The sequence below is a fragment of the Hymenobacter plasmatis genome, from assembly GCF_020711255.1.
GTDB lineage: Bacteria > Bacteroidota > Bacteroidia > Cytophagales > Hymenobacteraceae > Hymenobacter.
The window spans coordinates 35,177-57,747 of sequence record NZ_JAJFAW010000003.1 but is presented as its reverse complement, the minus strand read 5'-3'; the positions used below and the strand labels follow the sequence as shown (position 1 = coordinate 57,747).

The window sequence follows — 22,571 nt, the reverse complement described above, 5'->3', positions numbered from 1 at the left end:
AGCTCAACGAATTGTGCTCACCTGATAAGATGCTTCCTTCGTCAGCATGACAGACGATTGGATTACTTATGCAGTAGACAAACTTCAGCTCAACATGATGCTCTACTAGCAGCTTGTTTTCACATCGGTTCCTTCACACTGGTTACCCCGCCAGCTCGCTCACCAGCTCAACATACTGCTGGCGGGCGGCGTCTTTGCTCGTGCCGCGCAGGCTAGCCCAGGCATCGTACTTGGCCATGGCTTTGAAGTCGAACCCGCCGGGGCGGTCGCCGGATACGTCGCCTTCGGTGGCTTGCTTGTAGAGGCCGTAGAGCTGCAGCAGCACCATGTTGGAGGGTTTGGAGGGCAATTGCTGGGCGCGTTGGCTGGCGGCTTCAAATTCTTCTTGCGTGGTCATGGGAAGGGTGAAAAAGCGTGTTTTAAGTGCTGAGCGCCGTTGTACCTTGGCAGCTCACTAAGACAAACGTATGACGCGCAAATCTATTCATGCAGGCGCTACGGCCGCCTTCCTCTTACTGGCACCGGCTGCTTTCGCTCAAAAAACTTATCTGCACTGTGGCCACCTGCTGGATGTGCGCAGCGGCAAGCTGCTGAGCCAGCAAACGATTGTGGTAGAAAAAGACCGCATCGTGGCCGTGCAGGGCGGCTACACGGCCGGCACGGGCCCGCAAGACAAGGTCATCAACCTCGAAAACCGCACCGTGCTGCCCGGCCTCATCGACTGCCACGTGCACGTGCTCTCGCACCCCGGCAAGGGCAGCAACATGAACCAGTTCACGATGAACCCGGCCGACTACGCCTACCGGGCCATGGGCGACGCCCAGCTCACGCTGCGCGCCGGCTTCACCACCGTGCGCGACATGGGCGGCGACGACGGCGTGAACATCTCCCTGCGCAACGCCATCAACAAGGGCCAGGTGGTGGGGCCGCGCATATTCACAGCGGGCGCGGCGATTTCCGCCACCGGCGGCCATATGGACGACGCCGACGGCCTGAGCCGCGACCTGATGGACAAAATTGGGCAGCCCGCCAACATCGCCAACGGCCCCGACCAGTGCCGCCAGGCCGTGCGCGAGCAGTTCAAGCGCGGGGCCGACGTCATCAAAATTGCCAGCACCGGCGGCGTGCTCGACCTGAGCAAGGACGGCAGCGGCCCGCAGTATTCCGAGGAGGAAATCCGGGCCGTGGTGGAAACTGCGCGCGACCTCGGCATGAAGGTGGCCTGCCACGCCCACGGGGCCGAAGGCATCAAGCGGGCTGTGCGGGCGGGCGTCACCAGCATCGAGCATGGCACCCTCATGGACGACGAAGGCCGCAAGCTAATGAAGCAGAAAGGCACCTGGTACGTGCCCACCATCATTGCCGGCAAATCGGTAGCCGACTCGGCCCGCGTGGCGGGCTACTTTCCGGCCGCCATTCAGCCCAAGGCCCTGGCCATTGGGCCCATGCTGCAGGCCAGCTTTGGGCGTGCCTACAAAGCCGGGGTGAAAATTGCGTTCGGCACCGACGCCGGTGTGTATCGCCACGGCGTGAACGCCCTGGAATTTGGCTACATGACCGGCGCGGGCATGCCGGCCATTGAGGCCATTCGGGCAGCCACGGTGAGCGCTGCCGAGCTCCTGGGCGAAACCACGAACCTGGGCACCCTGGAAGTGGGCAAGTTTGCCGATATCGTGGCCCTCAACGGCGACCCGCTGCAAGACATCTCGGCCATGATGCGGCCCACTTTTGTGATGAAAGCCGGCGTGACGTACCGGCAGGAATAACGCTTCGCTTGAGAATGAGGAATGAGGAATGAGGAATGAGGAATGAGGAATGAGGAATGAGGAATGAGGAAGTTCGGCCACAATGGCTCAATTCCCTATTCTTCATTCTTCATTAAAAAGCACTATAGAACGGTCGTGGCTGTTGCAGAACTCCCTAAACGGGTATTCACCACCTGTTTATTGGGTCATCAATTGCTCGAACAAGCCCCGAATGCCCCGTTCTGTTGCTCGGCGATGCGTGCACTTGGGCAGTTCTGCAACAGCCACGGTCCTTTAAGTAAGCTCAACCGCAACCTGACTGGTGGGCAGTGGCGTATGCAGCGGCTTAGCTCTCCCTATTCCATTTATGAAAAAGCCGGATATAAACGCCCTCGTATTACAATTTTTACAACATAAGTTGACGCTGGCCCTGGCCGAGAGCTGCACTTGTGGGCTGGTGGCAGCCCAATTGGCGCCAGCCACGGGCGTGAGCGAGGTGCTGCTGGGCTCGGTGGTCACGTACCACATCGAAGCCAAGCAGAAGCTGCTGGGCGTGAAGAAAGAAACGCTGGCCACGTATTCGGCCGAAAGCCAGCAAACGACCAACGAAATGGCGCTGGGCCTGCACCGCGCCCTGCCCAACGCCGATGTGTGCGTGGCCGTGACCGGCCTGTGCGGCCCGGGCGCTTCGGAAACGCCCGATAAGCCGGTGGGCACCATGTTCTTCACCATTCTGGTGGAAGGCCATGCCTACGAATACCGCGAGCAATTTGAGGGCAACGCCGACAAGCTGCGCGAGCAGGCCGCCAACTTTATTTACGACAAGCTGGCCGACCTGCTGGCCCGGCGGCAGGCCATGGCCGGCGCCACACAGCCCAGCAAAAAACACCTGGCCGACCAAGCCGCGGTGCGCTCAAATTAGTGCACGGCCGCCTGGCGGTAGAGGGTCGTGACTCGGTACAGCCCCGTTTTGCGGTCGAAGTCGGAGAGGCTTTGGTCGAAACGCAACTGGCCCAGAGCGGCCACAAAGGTGGGGTTGCTAGCCTCGTACATCTCGCGCAGATAATGCACCGTGAGTGGAAAAACCAGCCCCTTGAGGCCGCGGCTGAAGAAGTAGCGGGGCGCGCTAAGTGGCTGCGCGCCTTTTGCCAGCCCAATAGTGTCGGCGTACACGCAGAGCGTATCGGCGTACAGAAGCTGGTATTCTTCGCCTCGGAAGAACCGGAAAGTGCGGCCCTTGCCAGACACATAGCCCCACACGCTGTCGGGCGCCATGCGCACCTTCTGAGTACTGGCGCCCTGCTGCACTTCTACCACCAGCAGGCCGCGTTTGTCGGGGTAAAAGGCGTTGGTGCCGGCCGGCTGGGGCAGGCGCCGGTGGTAGGCCTCGGCGGTGCGGTAGGCTCCCGGTGGTATGGGGTGCAGTTGGGCTAAAGCTGGCCGGGCCAGCAGCAACAGAAGCGAGAAAAAGAAGCGGGCAGCTTTCATGGCGAATCCTTAGCCGGCGGCTACTGTTTGGGAGAATCTACCTGGCCTGCGGGCCTGTAGCCGACCCAACAAAGTGCGCGCCCGGTGAATATGACGGCAATTACCGAACTTTGGGCAGGGCCAGTCCCCCTAGCCCGGTAATCTTTTATTTTCCATGAAAAAAACCCTTTTGCCGCTGCTGCTTGCGGCCCTCATGCTTGCCCACGGCACCGCCGGCGCCTGGGGTTTCTTCGGCCACCGCACCATTACGCAGGTGGCGGTGTACGAGCTGCCCGCGGCCATGCAGGCCTTCTACTACCGGCACATGGCCGAGCTGGTGCGCCAAAGCACCGCGCCCGATGAGCGCCGCAACGACGACCCCACCGAAGCGCCCAAGCACTTCATCGATATGGACCACTACTCCGAGGAAAACCCCTTCGGCAAAGTGCCCAAGCAGTATGACAAAGCGGTGGAGAAATTCTCGGCCGATACGCTCAAGAAGTACGGCACCGTGCCGTGGGTGGTGCTGGAAACCAAGAACAACCTCACCGAAGCCTTCCGGCAGCGCGACACGCTGGCCATCATCAAGTACTCGGCCGAGTTGAGCCACTACGTGGGCGACGCCTTTGTGCCGCTGCATACCACCATCAACTACGACGGCCAGCTCACCGACCAAAAGGGCCTGCACAGCCTCTGGGAAAGCCAGCTGCCCGAGCGGTTCATCGCCGACTACAAGCTGAACGGCGAGCCCGCCAAGTACGTCAAGAACCCGCTCGATGCCATCTGGGGCGTGCTGCAGCAGAGCTACGGCTTCCTGGGCGAAACCTTTGACCGGGCCACCAAGATTGAGAAAACCATGAAGCCCGACGTTCGCTTCACGTTCTCGCACCGCTACGGCAAAACCACGCGGCGCTACTCCGATGCCTTTGCCGATGCCTACGAGAAGGAAGTGGGCGGCATGGTGGATTTTCGCCTCAAAGGCGCCCCGAACATGGTGTCGTCGCTCTGGCTCACCGCGTGGGAAGACGGCGGCAAGCCCAACCTCAACGAGCTGATGCACCCGCCCAAGCTCACCAAGGAAGAAAAGGAAAAGCTCGCCACCGAGCTCACCGCCTGGAAGAAGAACACCCTCGGCCAGGACCAGCTGCTGCTGGCCCAGCAAAAGGCCAAAAAGGTGGAAGTAGTCGACGAAATCAAGCCGGCCAAGGACATGGGCCAAGCGCCCGCCCCTGCCGCAGAAGCAGCCCCCGTGCCCGCTTCGCCCGACACCGTTCCGGTTTCGGCCGACAAAATCAAGGTAAAAGTCAAAGGCAAGGACGGCACCGAAAAAATCAAGCAGAAGGCCGAGGGCCCGCAGTAAGCCCTCCCCTTTCCAGTTCCACAAAAAGCCCCTGCAGCGCTGCGGGGGCTTTTGTGTGCCATAGCGTAACCGTGCCCGGCGAGTGGCGTTATCTTTCTTGCCCGGGCCATCGGGCTTACTCGTGCTTCGTATGCTTCTTCCTCGCTTTTGCTTGCCCGTGGGGCTGGCGCTGCTCATCGGGCTGGCAGCCTGCAACCAGGCGCCGCCTGCCACCGAGCCCACCAAGAAGGCGCCCGTCGTGCCCGGCCCCGACCTGGCCACCCTCACCGACAGCACCGCGCCCGCTGCCCTGCTGGCCTACGGCCGCCAGTACCCCGGCTCCGAAGTGATGATAAAGACGCGCCTGGGCAACATCCGGGTGAAGCTGTACGACGACACGCCCATTCACAAGGCCAATTTCCTGCTGCTGGCCCGCAAGGGCGTGTTCGACGAAACCATGTTCAACCGCGTGGTGAAGGACTTTGCCGTGCAGGGCGGCCAGACCTACGGCGCCCGCACCATCCGGCTGAAGCGCTACCGCCTGCCCCCCGAAATCCGGCCCGAGCACTTCCACAAGAAAGGCGCCCTGGGCATGGCCCGCTACGACGATGAAAAGAACCCCGGCCGCCTGTCGTCGAACACCGACTTCTACTTTGTGGTGGGCGAAAAGCTCGCGCCCAACCAGTCGCAGGCCATGGCCGGCCGCAAGCTCACCCCGGCCCAGGTAAAAGCCTACGCCACCGTGGGTGGCGTGCCCTCGCTCGACGGCCAGTACACCGTATTTGGCGAAGTAATCGAGGGCCAGGACGTAGTGGATAAAATCGCTAACGAACCCGTGGAATCGGATAAGTGGCCCGTTACCGACATTCCCATCAAAGTAGAAGTATTGAAATAAAGCCCCAGCTTAGCCGTCACAAAAAAGGCCTGTTCCGTAGCGGAACAGGCCTTTTTTGTATAGACAATATACTTCGTTAGTTAGCGCTCAGCCAGCGGGTGGCCTCGCCTTCGTCGGCAAACATGCGGGTGATGAAAGCCCGCTCGGGCGCCATCATGTAGTCGACGTATTCTTTCTGCTCCGGGTCGTTGATGAATCGGTCGACAATGTACGTGGAAGTGAGCACGGCCAAATGCAGCCGCTGGGGCAGCAGCCGCGTCGCTGCTTCGGGATAGAATACCGTGCTGGCCCAGGCGCTCATGGCCGGGTCGGCGCCTTCGCGGCGGCGTACGTCGAGCAGCCAGCGGGCGCAGCCAAACTGTTCGGCCATCGCGAGCATGGCCTGGTAATCGGCTTGCAAAACAGCCAGTTCAGCATCGTGATGCCAGCGCACAATCAGAACACCCAAATCTGGCCGGTGGATGATGGAGCGCGAGGCGTATTCAGAAGTTTCAAGCATTACGCCAAAGCAACAAAGAAAATACCAGCTATGGGTTGGATGGTAGTTATTGGCAGTAACCGGCTGCAGCGCAAAGGTGTTTAAAACAGCTCAACTAATTCGGCGTAGTAAAAGTAAGGCCCCGGTTTTCTAAGTCGTTTATCGCGCAGCCTGCTTAGCGGCGGCCGAAGTGGTAACGCAGGCCCAGGGCCGAGGAAGTGGTCAATTGCTGAAAGCTGCGGATGTCGGTGTTCACGGTGCTAGTGTACAGCAGTTCGAAGCGCGGGCTGAGCTGGTAGCGCACGCTGGCGCCGGCGGTGAGCAGGTAGCGGTTGTTGCTCGAGCTTCGGTCGAATTCCACGGAGCCGGTGGGCTGGTCGTAGTCGGGGTAAAACCCGGTGCCCCGGAACGTGTGGCGCTCCAGTGTCATGCCGCCCAACACGTCGAACTGCAGCCGGTGGGCCGGGTTGCGCGTGAGGGTGTAGCGGCCCAGGACCGACACCGACAAGTTCGTGTTGCGGTAATCGTTGGCATAGGCCCGGGAGCTACCGTTGTACAAGATGGTTCCCTCACTATTGCCCGAGGCGGCGCGGTACGCAACTCCTACCTGCACCGCCAGCCGGGGGCGCAATTGGTAGCCCAACGTGGCCTGCAAGGGCAAGCCAAACCCGGTGCCCGAATGGTTGCCTAGCGGCAGGAAATAACTGCTGTAGGCCGCTAAATCCCCATACAGCCGATACGCCGGCTTGGGCTCAAGGTCCGCATTTTGGGCACGGCCCATGAGGGACACGCTTAGCAAAAGCCCACAGAAGGCAAATCGAGAAGTTGGCATTAGCTAGTAGAGTAAATGTGAAGTATAGGCAACTACTAATAGAAGAATCTCTGGCGCAGCAAATCGTTGCATCAGTAGAAAAACTACCCGCCCTCTACTGGCGGCCCATTATCAAGGTGCAGCCCTGTGCTGTTGCAGTTGGCTCAATTAGCTGCAATTGCTGCATCCAGGAGCCACGCTTACCAGAACGCGGCAGCAGCTGAGGTGCCACTTTTCAGCCCAATCCGGAGTACCCTTACGGTTCTGTTTAGCCCAACGGAATGCCCCGCCAAAGCAACTCATTGGGTTAGCTACGAAGCCTCAAGGTCCATAAACACTTCCAGCAGCGGGGCTAAGCTGCTGGCGTGATTTGGAGCTGCTTTCATGCGGTGCACAAAGCGGTTGTAATCGGCCGAGTCCATGGTCCGAAACCGCATCGACCAGTCGGCAAAGGCGCGTTCCGGCACGGGCCCGTCGGCCAGTTTGGTTACTCCCCGGTGTCGAATATCTGTTTCGATGGTGCCAAACAGGGCGTGCACCGTTTCGGCATCCCCTTCCAGCACTTGCATAATGTGGCCCTCGCTGTAGAGCAGCACCCCGGTCACGCCCCAGCGGGCATTATTTACGCGCCACCGAACCAGCAACCGGCCCAATTCTGCTTCGGTAAGCGGAAGACTGGCCGTGCTGGTATAGACGAGGTAATGCATGCCGGGCAATAGAGGTATTCCCGCCAAAGCTAAATATTCCGGTCGAAAAGCACAACCAGAACGGTATTTGGCACCATTTGCCAATAAAAAGGCCCGCTTCCAACGGAAGCGGGCCTTCTTCTATCAGGAGGGAGAACAATTTCTCACTCTTGATTCAATTTACACCACACAAATAGCTTACCAAATTTTGGCGCGGGCGGCACCGGAGCGCACCATCTTGTCGCCGTCCTTGCAGCCGAAGGCCTTTTGGAACTCGGGCATGTTCTGCAACGGGCCGTTGATTCGAAACTGGTCTGGGGCATGCGGGTCGGTCTGCACTTGCTGGCGCGCGGCTTCAGGGCGCTGAACCGAGCGCCATACTTGGGCCCAACCGATGAAGAAGCGCTGCTCGGGCGTGAAGCCGTCGATGGTTTTGCCGGCCTTGGCCTGGGGCGTCTTCATGAAAGCCGCGTAGGCAATGGTGAGGCCGCCGAGGTCAGCCAGGTTCTCGCCCATGGTCAGCTTGCCATTCACGTGCACCGAGTCCACCACGAAAGCATCGAACTGCTTGCCTACTACGTCGGCCTTGGTTACGAATTTATCGCCGTCCTCTTTGGTCCACCAGTCGCGCAGGTTGCCCTGCGAGTCCACCTTGCGGCCCTGGTCGTCGAAGCCGTGGGTCATTTCGTGGCCAATCACGGAACCGATGGCGCCGTAGTTTACCGCGTCGTCGGCTTTGGGGTCGAAGAGCGGCGGCTGCAGAATGCCCGCGGGGAACACAATCTCGTTCATCGGCGGGTTGTAGTAGGCGTTCACCGTGGGCGGGGTCATGCCCCACTCGGTGCGGTCAACCGACTGGCCAAATTTGCTGTAGTTGTCTTTAACAGCCCACTCCGAAGCAGCAAACGCGTTGTTGAGGGCGCTTTCGCGGCTGATGGTCAGCTTGGAGTAGTCCTTCCATTTGTCGGGGTAGCCGATTTTCACGGTAAAGGCATTAAGTTTCTTCAGCGCCTCGGCCTTGGTGGCCGCGCTCATCCACTCCGTGGCCATAATGCGCTCGGCGTAGGCCACGCGCATGTTTTCAATCATTTGCTTGACGCGGGCTTTGGCAGCGGGCGAAAAAGCTTCGTCCACATACAGCTGGCCAAAGGCTTCGCCCAGGGTGCCATCGGTGGCGGCCAGGGCGCGCTTCCAGCGGGGCTGCCGCTGCTTGGCGCCGGTCTGGACCTGGGTGTAGCGGAAGGCTTCGTCGCCGTACGCCTTGGGCAGAGCCGCCGTAGCGGACGAAACGAGCCGCCAGCGCAGGTACTGCTTCTGGTCGGCCAGGGGCTCCTCTTTCAGCATGGCGCTCACCTCCTTCAGAAACTCGGGCTGGCCCACAATGATTTCCTTGGCTCCGTCCAGGCCGGCTTGCTTTAAGCGCAAGGGCAGGTTGAGGTTGGGGAAATCGGCCGCGGCTTGGTCCACGGTCATCTTGTTGTAGTTTTTCTCGGCGTCGCGCAGGGCGAGACGCTCCCGGCTGGCTTTGGCCAAGCGGGCTTCGAGGCGAAAAATGGCCGCCGCGTTTTTCTCGGCCGTGGCCTGGTCGTCGCCGAGCAGCTTGAACACGTTCACCTGGTACTGCTGGTAGGCGGCGCGCAGGGCCTTGGACCGGGCATCGTCCTTGGTATAATTGTCGCGGTCGGGCAAGCCCAGGCCGCCTTGGCGCAGCTGCACGGCATAGACGCTGCTATTCTTGCTGTCCTGACCCACGCCGAAGTTGTACCAACCCTTGGCCGTTACCCGGGGGTCGGCCAGGTACGCTTGGATACCGGCCAGGTCCTGAATGGCATTAATTCTGTCCAGCCGGGGCTGCAGGTACTTAAGGCCGGCTTTTTCAATGGCCATGCTGTCCATGGCGGCGGCGTAGAAGTCGCCCACTTTTTGCAGGTTCGAGCCCGGCTTGGCCGTGCGGTCGGCGGCTGCTTTGTCCACAATGCGGCGCAGGATATCCTGGTTGCCATTGTACAGTATGCTGAGCGTCCCCCAGCTCGATTCAGCGGCCGGGATGGATGTTTTCTTCAACCAAGAGCCCGAGGCGAACTGCACGAAGTTGTCGCAGGGCGACACCGAGCGGTCCATATCGGCCAGCGCAAAGCCCGAGCTAGTGGGGGCCGGCACGGTGGTCTTCTGCTTGCCAGCGCTGCTGGACTTGGTTTTAATCTTGGTTTGGGCCTGAGCCGAGCTGGCCGCCAGCCCCAGCACGGCAGCCGAAAGGGCCGCGTACCGAGCGAGATAGTGATGCTTCATGAAAAGTAAAAACGGGGTGAAGTAAAAACGGAGTGGGAAACAATTTCCAGCAAAGTATGGCATTGCGGCTGGACCGCGGCAGAGGCCAAAACAGACAGGAGGACTGCGGAATAACCAGCTGGCTATTTCGCAGTCCTCCTGTCTGTTTTGGGCTACTCAGGAAGCGGCACGCTTACCAGATTTTGGCGCGGGTTGTGGCAGGACGCACCATTTTGTCGCCGTCCTTGCAGCCGAAGGCCTTGTGGAACTCTGGGAAGTTCTGCAGCGGCCCAATGGTGCGGAACTGACCAGGCGAGTGCGGGTCAGTTTGCACCAGCTGGCGGGTGGTTTCGGGGCGCTGGTTGATGCGCCAGATTTGCGCCCAGCTCAGGAAGAAGCGCTGCTCGGGCGTGAAACCATCGATGGTTTTACCGGCTTTGGCCTGGGGAGTTTTCATGAAGGCCGCGTAAGCAATGGTCAAACCGCCGAGGTCGGCCAGGTTTTCGCCCATGGTCAGCTTGCCGTTGACATGCACCGAGTCCAGGGGCGTGAAGGCGTCGTACTGCTTGCCCACCACATCGGCTTTGGCCATGAACTTCTCGCCGTCTTCCTTGGTCCACCAGTCGCGCAGGTTGCCCTGCGAGTCCACCTTGCGGCCCTGGTCGTCGAAGCCGTGGGTCATTTCGTGGCCAATCACGGCGCCGATGCCGCCGTAGTTCACCGCGTCGTCCGCCTTGGGGTCGTAGAACGGGGGCTGCAAAATGCCGGCCGGGAACACAATCTCGTTCAAGCTAGCATTGTAGTAGGCGTTCACCGTGGGCGGGGTCATGCCCCACACGCTGCGGTCGACGGGCTGGCCGTATTTGCTCAGGTTGTCGTTGGTGTTGAACTCTGCCACTGCAAACAAGTTATTCAGGGCGCTTTCGCGGCTGATGGTCAGCTTGGAGTAGTCCTTCCACTTGTCGGGGTAGCCAATCTTCACCACGAAGGCGTTGAGCTTCTTGAGGGCTTCGGCCTTGGTGGCCGCGCTCATCCACTCCGTGGCCATAATGCGCTCGGCGTAGGCCACGCGCATGTTTTCCACCATTTGCTTCGCACGGGCTTTAGCGGCCGGGCTAAAATCCTGATCCACGTACAACTGGCCGAATGCTTCGCCCAGAGCACCGTCGGTGGCCGCAAAGGCACGCTTCCAGCGAGCCTGTGGCTGCTTGGCACCGGTCAGCACTTGCGTGAAGCGGAAGTCCTCGTCCACAAAGGCCTTTGGCAAGGCCGCCGTCACGCCTTCCACCAGGTGCCAGCGCAGGTACTGCTTCTGGTCGGCCACGGGCTCCTCCTTAATCATGGCATTGGCCTCCTTCAAGTAGTCGGGCTGGCCCACAATGATTTCCTTGGCTCCGCTCAAGCCGCTTTCTTTTAAGCGTTGCGGAATGTCGAGGTTGGGGAATTCGGTGGCCACCTGGGCCACGGTCATTTTGTTGTAGTTCTTGTCGCGGTCGCGGAGTGCCACCCGGTCGCGGCTGGCTTTGGCCATGCGCGTCTCGATACGCGTCACGGCATCCGCGTTTTTCTCGGCCGTGGTCTGGTCATCGCCCAGCAGCTTGAATGTGTTGATTTGGTAGGTACGGTAGGCCGCGCGAATGGCTTTCGAGCGGGCGTCGTCCTTCAGGTAATAGTCGCGGTCGGCCAGCGTCAGGCCGCCCTGCCGCATCTGCACGGCATACACGCTGCTGTTCTTGGGGTCCTGCCCTACGCTGAGGCCATACCAGCCTTTGCCGTAGTTTTTGGGGTCGGCCAAGTATCGCTGAATGCCAGCCACGTCTTGGATGGCGCTAATCTTATCCAGACGGGGCTGCAGGTACTTCAGGCCCGCGCGCTCCACGGCCATGCTGTCCATGGCAGCGGCGTAGAAGTCGCCCACTTTCTGCGAATTCGAGCCGGGCTTGGCGGTGCGGTCGGCGGCTACTTTCTCCAGAATGCCCCGGGCCACGTCGCGGTTGCGGTTACGAAGCTGGTTGAACCCGCCCCAGCCGGTTTCAGACGCGGGAATGGGGTTGTTCTTCATCCAGTTGCCGTTGGCAAACCGGTAGAAGTCGTCGCAGGGCTCTACCGTACGGTCGAGGTTGGCGAGCGTGATGCCCACTCCCGATTGGCCAGTGGTGGAAACCGTTACTTTTTCCTTGCCCGCGCTGGACTTGGTTTTAATCTTGGTTTGGGCCTGGGCCGTGCCGGCTACCAAGCCCAGCACTGCGGCCGAAAGGGCCGCACGCCGCACAAAAGAGAATTGATGCATAATGGGATTAAGAAGGAAAAGGGCAAAACGTTACGAACTGCAAGATACAACGGCGTTTCGACGTTGTAAAAATTCAAAAAAGAAAAAGGAAGAACACTAGATTAGCAATTGAGCTAAAATCCAGTATTCTTCCTTTTTGCTTGGGTATTAGGTGCTGGCGGGGCTTACCATATTTTAGAACGGTCGGCCGCGGCGCGCATCATTTTGTTGCCGTCCTGGCAGCCGAAGGCTTTGTAGAACTCGGGCATGTTCATCAGCGGGCCATTGGTGCGGAATTGAGCTGGCGAGTGCGGGTCGGTCTGCACTTGCTGGCGCACGGCTTCGGGCCGGATGTTGGTCCGCCATACCTGGCCAAATGCCAGGAAGAAGCGCTGCTCGGGCGTGAAGCCGTCAATTTTGGCCTGGGCCTTGGCCTGAGGGGTCTTCTCGAATGCCTGGTAGGCAATGGTGAGGCCACCCAAGTCAGCGAGGTTTTCGCCCATGGTGAGCTTGCCGTTTACGTGCACCGAGTCGAGCGGCATAAAGGCGTCGTACTGCTTGCCCACGGCGTCGGCTTTGGCGTTGAATTTCTCCGCGTCTTCTTTCGTCCACCAGTCCTTCAGGTTGCCCTGGGCGTCATACTGCCGGCCCTGGTCATCGAAGCCGTGGGTCATTTCGTGGCCAATCACGGCACCGATGCCGCCGTAGTTCACCGCATCATCGGCTTTGGGGTCGAAGAAGGGCGGCTGCAAAATACCAGCTGGGAACACAATCTCGTTCTTCGCCGGGCTATAGTAGGCGTTCACCGTGGGCGGGGTCATGCCCCACTCGGTGCGGTCTATTGGCTTGCCAAAGTGGCTGGATTGGTCCTTCGTAGCCCACTCGCGGGCGGCCAGCAGGTTGTTGAGGTACGATTCGCGGCTGATGTTCAGGCCCGAATAATCCTTCCACTTGTCGGGGTAGCCGATTTTCACGGTGAAGGCGTTCAGCTTCTTGAGGGCTTCGGCCTTGGTGCCGGCGCTCATCCAGTCCGTGGCCTTGATGCGCTCGGCATAAGCCACGCGCAGGTTCTCAATCATCTGCTTGGCGCGAGCCTTGGCAGCTGGCGAGAAGGCCTTGTCGACGTAAAGCTGGCCGAAAGCAAAGCCCAGGGTGCGGTCCGTCGAGCTCAGCGCGCGCTTCCAGCGGGGCTGCTGCTGCTTGGCACCACTCACCACTTGCGAGAAGCGGAAGGATTCGTCGCCGAAGGCCTGGGGCAGGGCGGCTGTGAGGCTGGTTACCAGGTGCCAGCGCAGGTACTGCTTCTGGTCAGCAATGGGCTCCTCCTTAAGCATGGTGTTCACCTCTTTCAAGAAATCGGGCTGGCCCACGATTACCTCTTTGGCAGCGCCCAGGTCATTGCCCTTCAGTGAAAGCGGCAGAGCAAGATTCGGATAAGCGGCGTTGGCTTCGGCCACCGTCATCTTGTTGTAGTTGGCGTAGGGGTCGCGCAGTTCCACGCGGCCCTTGCTGGCTTTGGCCAAGCGCGTTTCGATGCGCTGCACGGCGGTGGCATTGGCCTTGGCCGTGGCAGCATCGTCGCCGAGCATCTTGAAGGTGTTCACCAGATACGTATCGTAGGCCGCGCGAATGGCTTTCGAGCGGGCATCGTCCTTCAGGTAGTTGTCACGGTCGGGCAGCGAGAGGCCACCCTGGCGCAGCTGCACGGCGTACTGGCTGCTTATTTTATCATCCTGGCCCACACCGGCGCCAAACCACACGTTGCCGGCCGGCGCCTTGGGGTCGGCCAGAAAACGCTGCATCTCGCCCAAGTCCTTGATGGCCGCAATGCGGTTCAGGTGCGGCTGCAGGTACTTTAGCCCAGCGGCTTCGATAGCGGCTGAGTCCATGGCCGAGGCGTAGAAGTCGCCCACTTTTTGGGCATTCGTCCCCTTGGCCGCTTTGGCGGCATTCTTGGCGGCATCGTTCAGGATAAGGCGCAGCGCGGCTTGGTTGTGGGCGGTCAGCTCATTCAAGGAGCCCCAGCGGGTTTCGGAAGCCGGAATGGGATTGTTTTTCATCCAGTTGCCCGAGGCGTAGTGGAAGAAGTCCTCGCAAGGCTTTACCGAAGGGTCGATGTTGGCGATGTTGATGCCGACACCTTTCTGGGGCGGCGTTGGCGCCGGTTTGGTGGTGGGCGGGCCGGCCGCAACGGTGGCAGCTAAACCGCCCAAGCCGAGTAAGGCAAGGCTAAGCCGCCGTTGAATAGAGGTTGAAATCATGAAGTAAATGTTGGGTTGGGAAATGATGCCGTGAAGTTACAGACACGTCACATTCATCATAGTTGCAGCTCAATATTAAATATTAGCACAGGGTTGAGCCAAAGGTTAAACCCAGTTTATCAGCTACTTGATTGGAATAATAACAACAACTCCCCTCCTTGCTAAGGAGGGGATGTTCGAGCCGCAGGCTCGGACGGGGGTGGTTGCAATCGTTGAACGATACACGAACGAAGTAAGCGCCAGTCGTTCGCCCATCGTGCAACGGCTCAACCACCCCAGCTCAACTGGGCAGTTGAGCGTCCCCTCCTTACTAAGGATGGGAGTATGGGTACTCCATGGCATTGCTACTGTTCGCTTAGGTGCGCATATCCCCCGTAACTTGCGCCAATGCCGCTTTACAACCGTCGCCCCGAGCTCCCACCCATTCTGCCTCCGGCCCCACTGGGCCTGGCCGACTTGCTCGGGCGGGTGCGCCAGGCGCTGCAGCAGCAGCTCGCCGATTCGTACTGGGTAGTGGCCGAAGTAGCCGAGATTACCGTGCCCCGGTTTGCGGGCGCGCATTGCTACCTCACGCTCACCGAGCAAACCACCGACAGCCGCGGCGTGCCCGTGAAGGCCCAAGCCCGCGCCACGCTCTGGAGCCAGCGCTATCAGCAGCTGGCCCCGGCATTTGAGCGGCACACCGGCCAGCCCCTGCGCCCCGGCCTGAAGCTGCTGCTGCGGGTGCAGGTGCGCTTTCACGAGCAATATGGCCTGAGCCTCGACGTGGTGGCCATCGACCCCAGCTATACCGTGGGCGAGCTGGCTTTGCTGCGGATGCGTACCCTGCGGCTGCTGGAAGAAAAAGGCCTGCTGGAGCGCCAGAAGCTGCTCACGCTGCCGCTGGCCCCGCAGCGACTGGCGGTAATTTCATCGCCCACAGCGGCGGGCTTCCAGGATTTTGTGCAGCAGCTGGACGAAGCGCCTTTTGACTTTGCCGTCACCCTATTTCCGGCCATGATGCAGGGCGACGAGGCCCCGGCCAGCATTCGGGCTGCGCTGGATGGCGTGCGCGCCCGCCGCAGCCAGTTCGATGCCGTGGTGCTTATCCGCGGCGGGGGCAGCCGCACCGATTTGCTGGCCTTTGATGAATATGGCCTGGCCGCTGCCGTGGGCGCGTTTCCCCTGCCCGTGCTCACCGGCATTGGGCACGAGCGCGACGAAGCCCTGGTGGACCTCACCGCCCACCGTTCCCTCAAAACCCCCACGGCTGTAGCTGCCTTCCTGGTCGAGCGCCTGGCCCGCCTCGAAGCGGCGCTGCTCGGGTACGGCGAGCAGGTGATTGCGCTGGCCCGGCGGCAGCTCAGCCAGCGCCACGCCCGCCTCGACCAGCTCAGTGGCCGCAGCCGCTTCGCCGCCCACCGGCAGGTAGACGCCGCTCGCGACGCCCTGCACCAGCGCGCCCGCCAGGCTGCCCAGGGCCCGCGCGAGCAGCTGCGGCAGCTGGGCCAGCACCTGGTCCGGTTCCGGCATCAGCTCCCGCGGGCCGCGCGCCGCGCCCTGGCCCGGGAGCAGCGCGGCCTGCGCCAGCGCGGGCGGGCGCTGCTTGGGCGCTTTATCCGCCACCACCGGCGGCGGCGCGAAGACGTATTGCGGCGGCGCTTCCGGCTGCAGCTGGCCCTGGAGCGGCACTTGCACCGCGCCGAGCTGCGCCTGTGTCAGTTAACAGTTATTAGTGAACGGTTAACAGTGAACCAGACGCCCGCCAAACCAACAACTGATAATCGCTAACTACTCACCGCTCACTGATAACTATTGACTGAAACATGACCTACCGCGAAGCCATCGAGGAACTGGAAACCATCCTCCGCGCCCTTGAAACCGATGCAGTGGACGTGGACGACCTCACCGCCCGCGTCGAACGTTCCGCGGAGCTGATTCGGCTCTGCCGCCACAAGCTGCGCCACGCCGAAGCATCGCTCGACCGCGTATTCGATACCCTCGATGAGGAAGATGAAGCCGACGAGCTGCCTGACGAAGAAGACGATGAGGAAGCCGACGACGAAGAACCAGAGGAAGAGGACGAGGACGAGCACGACGACCTGGCGGGCGGCCCGGGCCGGGGCTGGTAAGTATTCCTAAGCTGAAATATTATTTTTTAAAAACGGCAGTACCTTCGTCTTGCACATCCAATACAAACCCTTTTTTCTTACATTTTTTTCAGCAGTTTTTGCAGTAAGCCCAATAGCGTGAACGGTTAAAAAGTACTCGTTTCGCCGCTGAAGGACCCGGCGTGGCTGGTAAGCACGGGCCAGCTGCTCTACTCGGCCGTGACCATCAGCTCCTTTAGCTACGACACTATCACCAACGACAATAGCCAGTCAGTCTGGCGGCACCTGTTTATGGATGTAGGCGGCTTGACGTTTAACTTTTTCCTAACATTGGCTTTTTTACGCGCTAAATCACTGGAAATACGAGCTTCGAAGCCAGAAATTGCGCGCACTGACCTCTTTTTAAGCATTGAGCATGCCGTTCAAACATAGACTCTAACTAGCTGCTCTGTATACAGATGCGACGAAAAAACAGACTCCATTTTCAAATCAATTTGTAACCTGAACCGTCGTACGTGCGCTACACGGCTTCCCCTGGCCCTTTGCCGCTGCGCTAATAGGTTGTTTTAATCTTCTTTTGTGCTACCCACGCGTTGGGAGCCTTTACGTGACGGACTTTTTACCCTTGCTGCTACTCACTCCTACATTGCTCTTGCTGGTGCTTGGGCTGGTGTGGTTTGTGGTGCGCTACCAGCGAGCGCAGATGCGGCAACAGCAAGAGCTGGCCCAGATGCAGGAAGCCGCCCAACAACAGGCGCTGGCAGCGGCACTGGTAGCTCAGGAAGACGAACGCCAACGCATAGCGGGGGAACTCCACGATGGCGTGGGCACCATCCTGGCCCTGGCCAAGCTGCACCTGTTTGCCCCGGGCAGCCCGCCCGCGCCCGAAGCCAGCGCACTGATAGACCAGGCCGTGGCAGAGGTGCGTCGCATCTCGCGCAACCTGCAGCCGGCCACGCTCCAGCAGTTGGGCCTGGCCCAGGCGCTGCGGGCCCTGGTGCAGGCCGTGCCCACCGAAAGCGGCCCCGAAGTGCGCCTGGAGCAGGAAGGCCCCCTGGGGCGGCTCATCCCGCCCCACGAGCTGATGGTGTACCGCATAGCCCAGGAGCTGCTCACCAATGGGCTGGTGCACGCCGATGCCTCGCACATTTTGCTGCGCGTGGCCGCGGTGCCCGGCCTGCTCACCCTCACCTACTCCGACGACGGCCAGGGCTTTGATTTGGCCGCCCTGGAGGAGCTGCCCCCGCCCGGCCCCCACGGCCAGCCCGTGGGCATGGGCCTTATCAACCTGCGCAGCCGCGTGGCCGTGCTCGGCGGCCAGCTTCACTATCATTCTGAGCCCGGCGTGGGTACCCGCGTCGAGGCTGTTTTACCGGTTACGCTACTGCCAGCCGGCACGCCCAGCCCCACTTTTACTTTAAACTCATGACCTTCAACAACGCTCCCGCGGCCGGTGCGGTCCCCGTGCGGCTGGCCATCGTCGACGACCATATCCTGTTTCGCAAGGGCCTCCGGGCGTTGCTGAGCGGCTACGCGGGCATCGAAGTGGTGTGCGAAGCCGGCAATGGCCAGGAGCTGCTCGAGCTCCTGGACCAGGGCAGCAGCCCCAACGTGGTGCTGATGGACATGCAAATGCCCATCCTTGACGGCCTGCAAACCACCCGGCTGCTGCGCACCCAGTTCCCGGCGGTGCGGGTGGTCATCATTTCCATGCACGACGACCCGTCGCTGGTGAGCACCGTGCTGGCCGAGGGTGCCCACAGCTACCTGGTGAAAAACACCTCGCCCGAAGAAATGCGCAGCGCCGTGCTTGCCGCCGCGGCCGCTGGCAAAAGAGACTAGGGAGTGACTGAGTAACTGAGTGGCGAAAAATTGCTGCGGCCTTTCTCTTCTTCCCTCCTACAACCCTTCTCTTAATAATAAGCCCCGCTTTCTGGCTAGCAGAAAGCGGGGCTTATTATTAAGAGAAGGGTTGTTTCGTATTCTTAACCCTACAGGGTGGCCGAAAGTCCCACGGTGAAGGTGCGGCCGCGGTTGAAGAAAGCTTGCAACAGGTCGAGGCTGCCGGTGTTGGAAGCGGCGCGGTTCGACACGTCGGTGAAGTAGAACTCGTTGAGCACGTTGAGCACGGAGGCTTTCACGCCAAAGCGGACTTTTTCGTTAATCAGGGGCTTGAAATCGTAGCCCATGTGAATGTCCAGGTTGCGCGACGTGGGCAGGCGGTAGGAGTCGGTGCTGGTGGCCTGGTCGCGGATAGTTTCCGGGTTGAAGGCGGCGTAGTACTTCGTGAAAATCAGGTAAGAGGGACGGATGTAGGCGCCGCGGAACGGCTCGTAGCGCAGCCCAATCTGGAACTGGTTTTGGGCGGCGTCGCCCACGTGCACGCCGTCGAGGTACACGGGCACGTCGACTTCGCTGGTGGCGGGCGAGCCGTCTTCGAAGGTCTGGTTCAGCAAGCCCTTGCCCGTCCAGCGCCAGTCGCCGAGCGAGATGGCGGAGTTGAGCTGAAGCCGGCGGCTGATTTCCTGGGCCACGCTCAGCTCCACGCCGGTGTGGCGGGCATTCACGTTGCGCACGTTGCTGTAGATGGCGTCGCCGGTGGCCGTAGAAAAGGAGGTCGTCGTCTTATTAGCCCACAGCGTGTAGTACGCGTTAAGGGTCACTTTCAGGGTGGGGTAGCTGATGCCGTAGCCGATTTCGGCGCTCGAAATGCCTTCAGGCTTCACGTTGTCGTACTTGCGGCCGGAGTTGTTGTAGAGCAGGTTGAAGAATGGCACCTTGCTGTTGTAGCCAATATTGGCGAAGATGTTGTCGTGCTCGGTGAGGTTGTAGTTGGCGCCGGCCTTCACGCTGTAGCCGTTGAACCGCGTCCAGTCGGTTTCCACCGGGCTGCCATCGGCCTGTTGCTTCTGGAAGTAGTCGATGCGCTTGTACGACACCCGCGAGAGCGTGCCGCTGACCACGGCCGACAGCAGCGGCGTCTTGTACTCGAGCTGCGAGTAGCCGCCCACCCACTGGGTTTTGCCGTCGTAATTGTAGCCCAATTTGTCGCCGACGTGCAGGCGGGTGCTGGCGTCGGTGTTCAGGTTGCGCCCGCCGCTGGCCGCCACGGTGTAGTCGCCCCCGAGCAGGTCGCGCACTTCGCGGTAGTGCAGGCCGGTGTAGTTGCGGCCGTCAAGGCCCGCCGACAGCGTGAACTTGTCGTTAATCAGGTAGTCGGCGCCTATTACAGAGCCGTACCAGCGGTGGCTGTTCACGGCATTGACGAGAATCTCGGACGACTTGCGCTGGCCGTCGGTGCCCACGGCGCGGTAGTTGTTGTCGTAAATCTTCTGAAAATCGGTCTGCCCGGTGTTGGGGTCCACCACCGTGTTGGTGGTGGAAGTGCCGGTGAGCGTGCTGGAGCCGCCGCCGGTACCATAAGAGGCGTACAGCACCGTGGATATAAACAGCTTTTCGTTCACCTGCCACATGTCGTTGAAATTAATCTGGGGCTTGTGGTAGAAGTTGGTGCGCTCGTTGAGGACCTCCTGGCCGTGGCTGATTTTCTGGCCATTTCCGTCCAGCGTGTAGCGGTCGAGCGTGCCCCAATACGGATTGTACTGAAAGCCGCGGTCGCCGTTTTTGTCCAGCCGGCCTTCGCTAACGCCGATTTCGCGGGCCTTGGCGTAGGAATACGTGCTTACGAAGCTCGGAAAAGAGCGCTGCCCATGCTGCTGCGGCGAGCCCAGGCCCGTGAGCGACAAGCTATGCTTGCCGGCGCGCTTGCTGACGGTGCCGAAATACGTCCAGGCGTCGTCAAACGTCTTGTCGACCCAGCCGTCGGAGGTGCGGCGCGAGCCGTAGAAAGTGAAGGCCCAGTCGCCCTTGAGCTGGCCGGAGCTGAGCAGCAGCGAGGCTTTGCGGTAATTGTTTGAGCCGGTTTCGAGGCGGGCCAGCACCGAGCGCTTGTCGTCGAAGCCTTTGGTGAGCACGTTGATGGTGCCGCCCACCGAGGGCACGGCAATCTTGGAAGCCGACAGCCCCCGCTGCACCTGCAAGGATTTGGTCACGTCGCCAAGGTCCCAGTTGGACCAGAACACGTTGCCGTTTTCCATGTCGTTCACGGGCACGCCGTTGATGAGCACGGCCACGTTGCGCTGGTCGAAACCGCGCACGTTGATGCGGGAGTCGCCGGTGCCGCCCCCGCTCTGGGTGGCGTACACGCCGGGCGTCTCGTTGAGAATCATCGGCAGGTCGCGGTTCGAGAGGGTCTCGCGCAGCTTCACTTCGTTCACGGCCGAAAAGGCCACCGGCGTTTGGCGCTCCTGGGCCTGGGAGGCCACCACCTGCACCTCGCCCAGGCTGGCATTATCAGAAGCCAGGGCAAACGAAACCACCACGCTTTGCGTCGTGATTTTTACCACCTGGGTCGACGGCTTATACCCCACAAAGCTGGCCTGCACGGTGTAGGAGCCAGCAGCCAAGCCGGGAATTTTGTAAGCCCCATCGGTGTCGGCCCCACCGCCGGTGTTCTGGCCATTGCCGGTTACTTGCACGGTGGCGCCGGGCAGGGTTTCGCCGGTCACTTTATCGAGCACCCGCCCCCGGATGGAAAACGTGCTCTGGGCCACGGCCGGCAGCGTAAGCAGAACAGCAAAAAGTACAGTAAAAAAGTGCTTCATACCTAATAAAAGAGTCCCGGCACAGTCCGGGGACAACAAATATACAGCCTTACTACTGACGAGCATGGCGTTGGGATTGGGCGAACAAATGCAATATTTGACTAATGAAAATTAGCCGCCCTCTGCCCCTCTACTATCTAATTCTGGCCACGCTATTGATGGCCTTCCCTACTACCAGCCACGCCCAGGTGTATTATGTCGAATTGGGTAAGGCGCGCCTGAATCTGCTGGCCCGAGCGGTGTATGTGGAGCAGGTATTGGATGCCCGCCCCAACCGCGCCGGCATCGGCACGGTGCTCCGGGGAATGGCCAACATTCCGCAAAAAGCCGACCTGCGCCCCAGCGTGGCCCAGGCCCTCACTACCTGGCTGCAAGGCCAGACACCGGCCCGCCCTACCGACCATCCCATTGCGCTGGTGGTGCGGGAGCTGCAGCTAGGAGAAGAAATAACCGTGTTCTCGGAAAAGGCCCACCTCGATTTGGCCGTTGACGTGTACGCCCATCAGCCCGATGGCTACCACTACGTGCTCAGCGCCGCCGAGCGGGTAGAAAGCAAGGGCACCGAAACCACCGCCGACCACCCCAACAATCTGGCCCTGGCTCTGCAGCGCTGCCTGGCGCAGTGCGAGTCCATCAATTGGGATAAGCTACCAGCCCAACCCGCGCGCACCCAGGCCGAACTCGAACAGTTGGGCCACGCCCCGGCGCCGGTGCTGACGTACGCCATCCTCACCGATTCGGTGCGGCCCAAGGGCTACTACCCCACTTTCCTGGCCTTCCGCAACAACCAGCCCGTGACCGAGCCCGCGCTGAGCGTGGAAGCCACGCCCCGCACCGCCAAGGGCTGGGAAGGCACCCAGGAAGTGGTGCCCGCGCTGGCGGCTGGCGCCCCCAAAGACGCCCTGCGCAAAGTATGGGGCTTTTCGGATGGCCAGCAGCTCTACATCCTGCACAACCGGCACTACCTGCCGCTCACGCGGGCGGGCAATTCGTTTCGCTTTGTGGGCTTCACCGCAGCCGACCCCGGCACGGTGAGTACGGCCGGCTACCTGGGCGGCCCGCTGGGCGGCGCCATCGCGGCCGCGGCCACCGCGGGCAAGCCCGGCGACTTCACCTTGAATATGGTAACGGGCGCGGTGTCGCCGTTTGCCGATGCGGGCACGGTGGCCACGGCCGACACAGCCACCATTTGCCTCTACCGCCGCGCCAGCGCCCTCCCGGGGGCGGTGCGCGTGCTGCTCAACGGGGCCGTAGTCGCGGAGCTAGGCGAGCACCAGTTTGCATTCATTCCTTACACCGACAAGCTACGGGAAGCCAGCTTTTGCTTGCAGGAAGCCACGGGCCGGTGCGTGTCGTTTATCCCAGCCTTTGGCCGCACTTCCTACGTCGAAATTGCCCGCAACTTCACCGACCCCGCCAAGGCCCCTCTCGAAAAGGTAGACGAGAAAAAGGGCGTGTTTGACTTGCGCGTAATTCGGGCGCGCAACAAAACCGCGCAGTAGAGCCGGCTGTGTTAGCTCAACTGCTAGGCCACGCCACTTCTGGGCAAAATCCGGCTTTCTGTGAGCGTCTTCATGCGCCTTTGGTTAGCCCACCTA

The 22,571-nt window shown here is 60.9% G+C and carries 18 protein-coding genes; 9 read left to right on the top strand and 9 right to left on the bottom strand.

The window, feature by feature from the left end:
- Nucleotides 1-142 precede the first annotated feature (142 nt).
- Nucleotides 143-397, bottom strand: coding sequence for an acyl-CoA-binding protein (locus tag LJ738_RS02735; RefSeq protein WP_227784789.1), 255 nt, complete (start codon nt 395-397; stop codon nt 143-145).
- 70 nt (nt 398-467) lie between these two features.
- Between LJ738_RS02735 and LJ738_RS02730 the strand changes: the two genes are divergently transcribed.
- Together LJ738_RS02730 and LJ738_RS02725 are read left to right on the top strand one after the other, a co-directional pair.
- Entirely contained in the window at nt 468-1,766 is a 1,299-nt protein-coding gene (locus tag LJ738_RS02730; RefSeq protein WP_227784788.1) for a metal-dependent hydrolase family protein, read from the top strand.
- 346 nt (nt 1,767-2,112) lie between these two features.
- Nucleotides 2,113-2,667 (top strand): CinA family protein, encoded by a 555-nt coding sequence (locus LJ738_RS02725; RefSeq protein WP_227784787.1) that lies wholly within the window; start codon nt 2,113-2,115, stop codon nt 2,665-2,667.
- On the opposite strand, the gene LJ738_RS02720 is transcribed toward LJ738_RS02725, so the two are convergent.
- The gene (locus tag LJ738_RS02720) at nt 2,664-3,233 is read right to left on the bottom strand and encodes a hypothetical protein (RefSeq protein WP_227784786.1); all 570 of its coding nucleotides are present in this window, start codon (nt 3,231-3,233) and stop codon (nt 2,664-2,666) included. The genes LJ738_RS02725 and LJ738_RS02720 overlap by 4 nt on opposite strands.
- 154 nt (nt 3,234-3,387) lie before the next feature.
- On the opposite strand from LJ738_RS02720, the gene LJ738_RS02715 reads away from it, so the two are divergent.
- The gene (locus LJ738_RS02715) at nt 3,388-4,572 is read left to right on the top strand and encodes a zinc dependent phospholipase C family protein (RefSeq protein ID WP_227784785.1); all 1,185 of its coding nucleotides are present in this window, start codon (nt 3,388-3,390) and stop codon (nt 4,570-4,572) included.
- A 130-nt stretch (nt 4,573-4,702) separates the two neighbouring features.
- Nucleotides 4,703-5,446, top strand: coding sequence for a peptidylprolyl isomerase (locus LJ738_RS02710; RefSeq protein ID WP_227784784.1), 744 nt, complete (start codon nt 4,703-4,705; stop codon nt 5,444-5,446).
- Between the two features lie 76 nt (nt 5,447-5,522).
- Here LJ738_RS02710 and LJ738_RS02705 read toward each other — a convergent pair whose 3' ends face one another.
- The 6 genes from LJ738_RS02705 to LJ738_RS02680 form a co-directional block, all read right to left on the bottom strand.
- Nucleotides 5,523-5,945 (bottom strand): hypothetical protein, encoded by a 423-nt coding sequence (locus LJ738_RS02705; RefSeq protein WP_227784783.1) that lies wholly within the window; start codon nt 5,943-5,945, stop codon nt 5,523-5,525.
- 154 nt (nt 5,946-6,099) lie between these two features.
- Nucleotides 6,100-6,756, bottom strand: coding sequence for an outer membrane beta-barrel protein (locus tag LJ738_RS02700; RefSeq protein ID WP_227784782.1), 657 nt, complete (start codon nt 6,754-6,756; stop codon nt 6,100-6,102).
- Between the two features lie 290 nt (nt 6,757-7,046).
- Nucleotides 7,047-7,442, bottom strand: a complete 396-nt coding sequence (locus LJ738_RS02695; protein WP_227784781.1) for a BLUF domain-containing protein — start codon at nt 7,440-7,442, stop codon at nt 7,047-7,049.
- A gap of 177 nt (nt 7,443-7,619) precedes the next feature.
- On the bottom strand, nt 7,620-9,710 hold the full coding sequence (locus LJ738_RS02690) for a M13 family metallopeptidase (protein WP_227784780.1): 2,091 nt from the start codon (nt 9,708-9,710) through the stop codon (nt 7,620-7,622).
- A gap of 172 nt (nt 9,711-9,882) precedes the next feature.
- Nucleotides 9,883-11,979 (bottom strand): M13 family metallopeptidase, encoded by a 2,097-nt coding sequence (locus LJ738_RS02685; RefSeq protein WP_227784779.1) that lies wholly within the window; start codon nt 11,977-11,979, stop codon nt 9,883-9,885.
- 164 nt (nt 11,980-12,143) lie between these two features.
- Complete coding sequence (locus LJ738_RS02680) at nt 12,144-14,219, bottom strand: M13 family metallopeptidase (protein WP_227784778.1); 2,076 nt, start codon at nt 14,217-14,219, stop codon at nt 12,144-12,146.
- Nucleotides 14,220-14,606: 387 nt separating this feature from the next.
- On the opposite strand from LJ738_RS02680, the gene xseA reads away from it, so the two are divergent.
- From xseA to LJ738_RS02660, 4 genes are all read left to right on the top strand, one after another.
- Complete coding sequence (gene xseA, locus LJ738_RS02675) at nt 14,607-15,989, top strand: exodeoxyribonuclease VII large subunit (protein ID WP_227784777.1); 1,383 nt, start codon at nt 14,607-14,609, stop codon at nt 15,987-15,989.
- Nucleotides 15,990-16,024: 35 nt separating this feature from the next.
- Nucleotides 16,025-16,330: an exodeoxyribonuclease VII small subunit gene (gene xseB / locus LJ738_RS02670; protein ID WP_227784776.1), complete on the top strand. Its 306-nt coding sequence runs from the start codon at nt 16,025-16,027 to the stop codon at nt 16,328-16,330.
- A gap of 586 nt (nt 16,331-16,916) precedes the next feature.
- A complete protein-coding gene (locus LJ738_RS02665) occupies nt 16,917-17,738 on the top strand; it encodes a sensor histidine kinase (protein ID WP_227784775.1) in 822 nt (273 codons plus the stop codon).
- The gene (locus LJ738_RS02660) at nt 17,735-18,151 is read left to right on the top strand and encodes a response regulator (RefSeq protein ID WP_068197576.1); all 417 of its coding nucleotides are present in this window, start codon (nt 17,735-17,737) and stop codon (nt 18,149-18,151) included. Before LJ738_RS02665 ends, LJ738_RS02660 begins: the two co-directional genes overlap by 4 nt.
- Nucleotides 18,152-18,300: 149 nt before the next feature.
- Here LJ738_RS02660 and LJ738_RS02655 read toward each other — a convergent pair whose 3' ends face one another.
- Nucleotides 18,301-20,973, bottom strand: coding sequence for a TonB-dependent receptor (locus LJ738_RS02655; protein ID WP_227784774.1), 2,673 nt, complete (start codon nt 20,971-20,973; stop codon nt 18,301-18,303).
- A gap of 104 nt (nt 20,974-21,077) precedes the next feature.
- Between LJ738_RS02655 and LJ738_RS02650 the strand changes: the two genes are divergently transcribed.
- On the top strand, nt 21,078-22,475 hold the full coding sequence (locus tag LJ738_RS02650) for a hypothetical protein (RefSeq protein ID WP_227784773.1): 1,398 nt from the start codon (nt 21,078-21,080) through the stop codon (nt 22,473-22,475).
- The last annotated feature ends 96 nt before the right edge of the window (nt 22,476-22,571 follow it).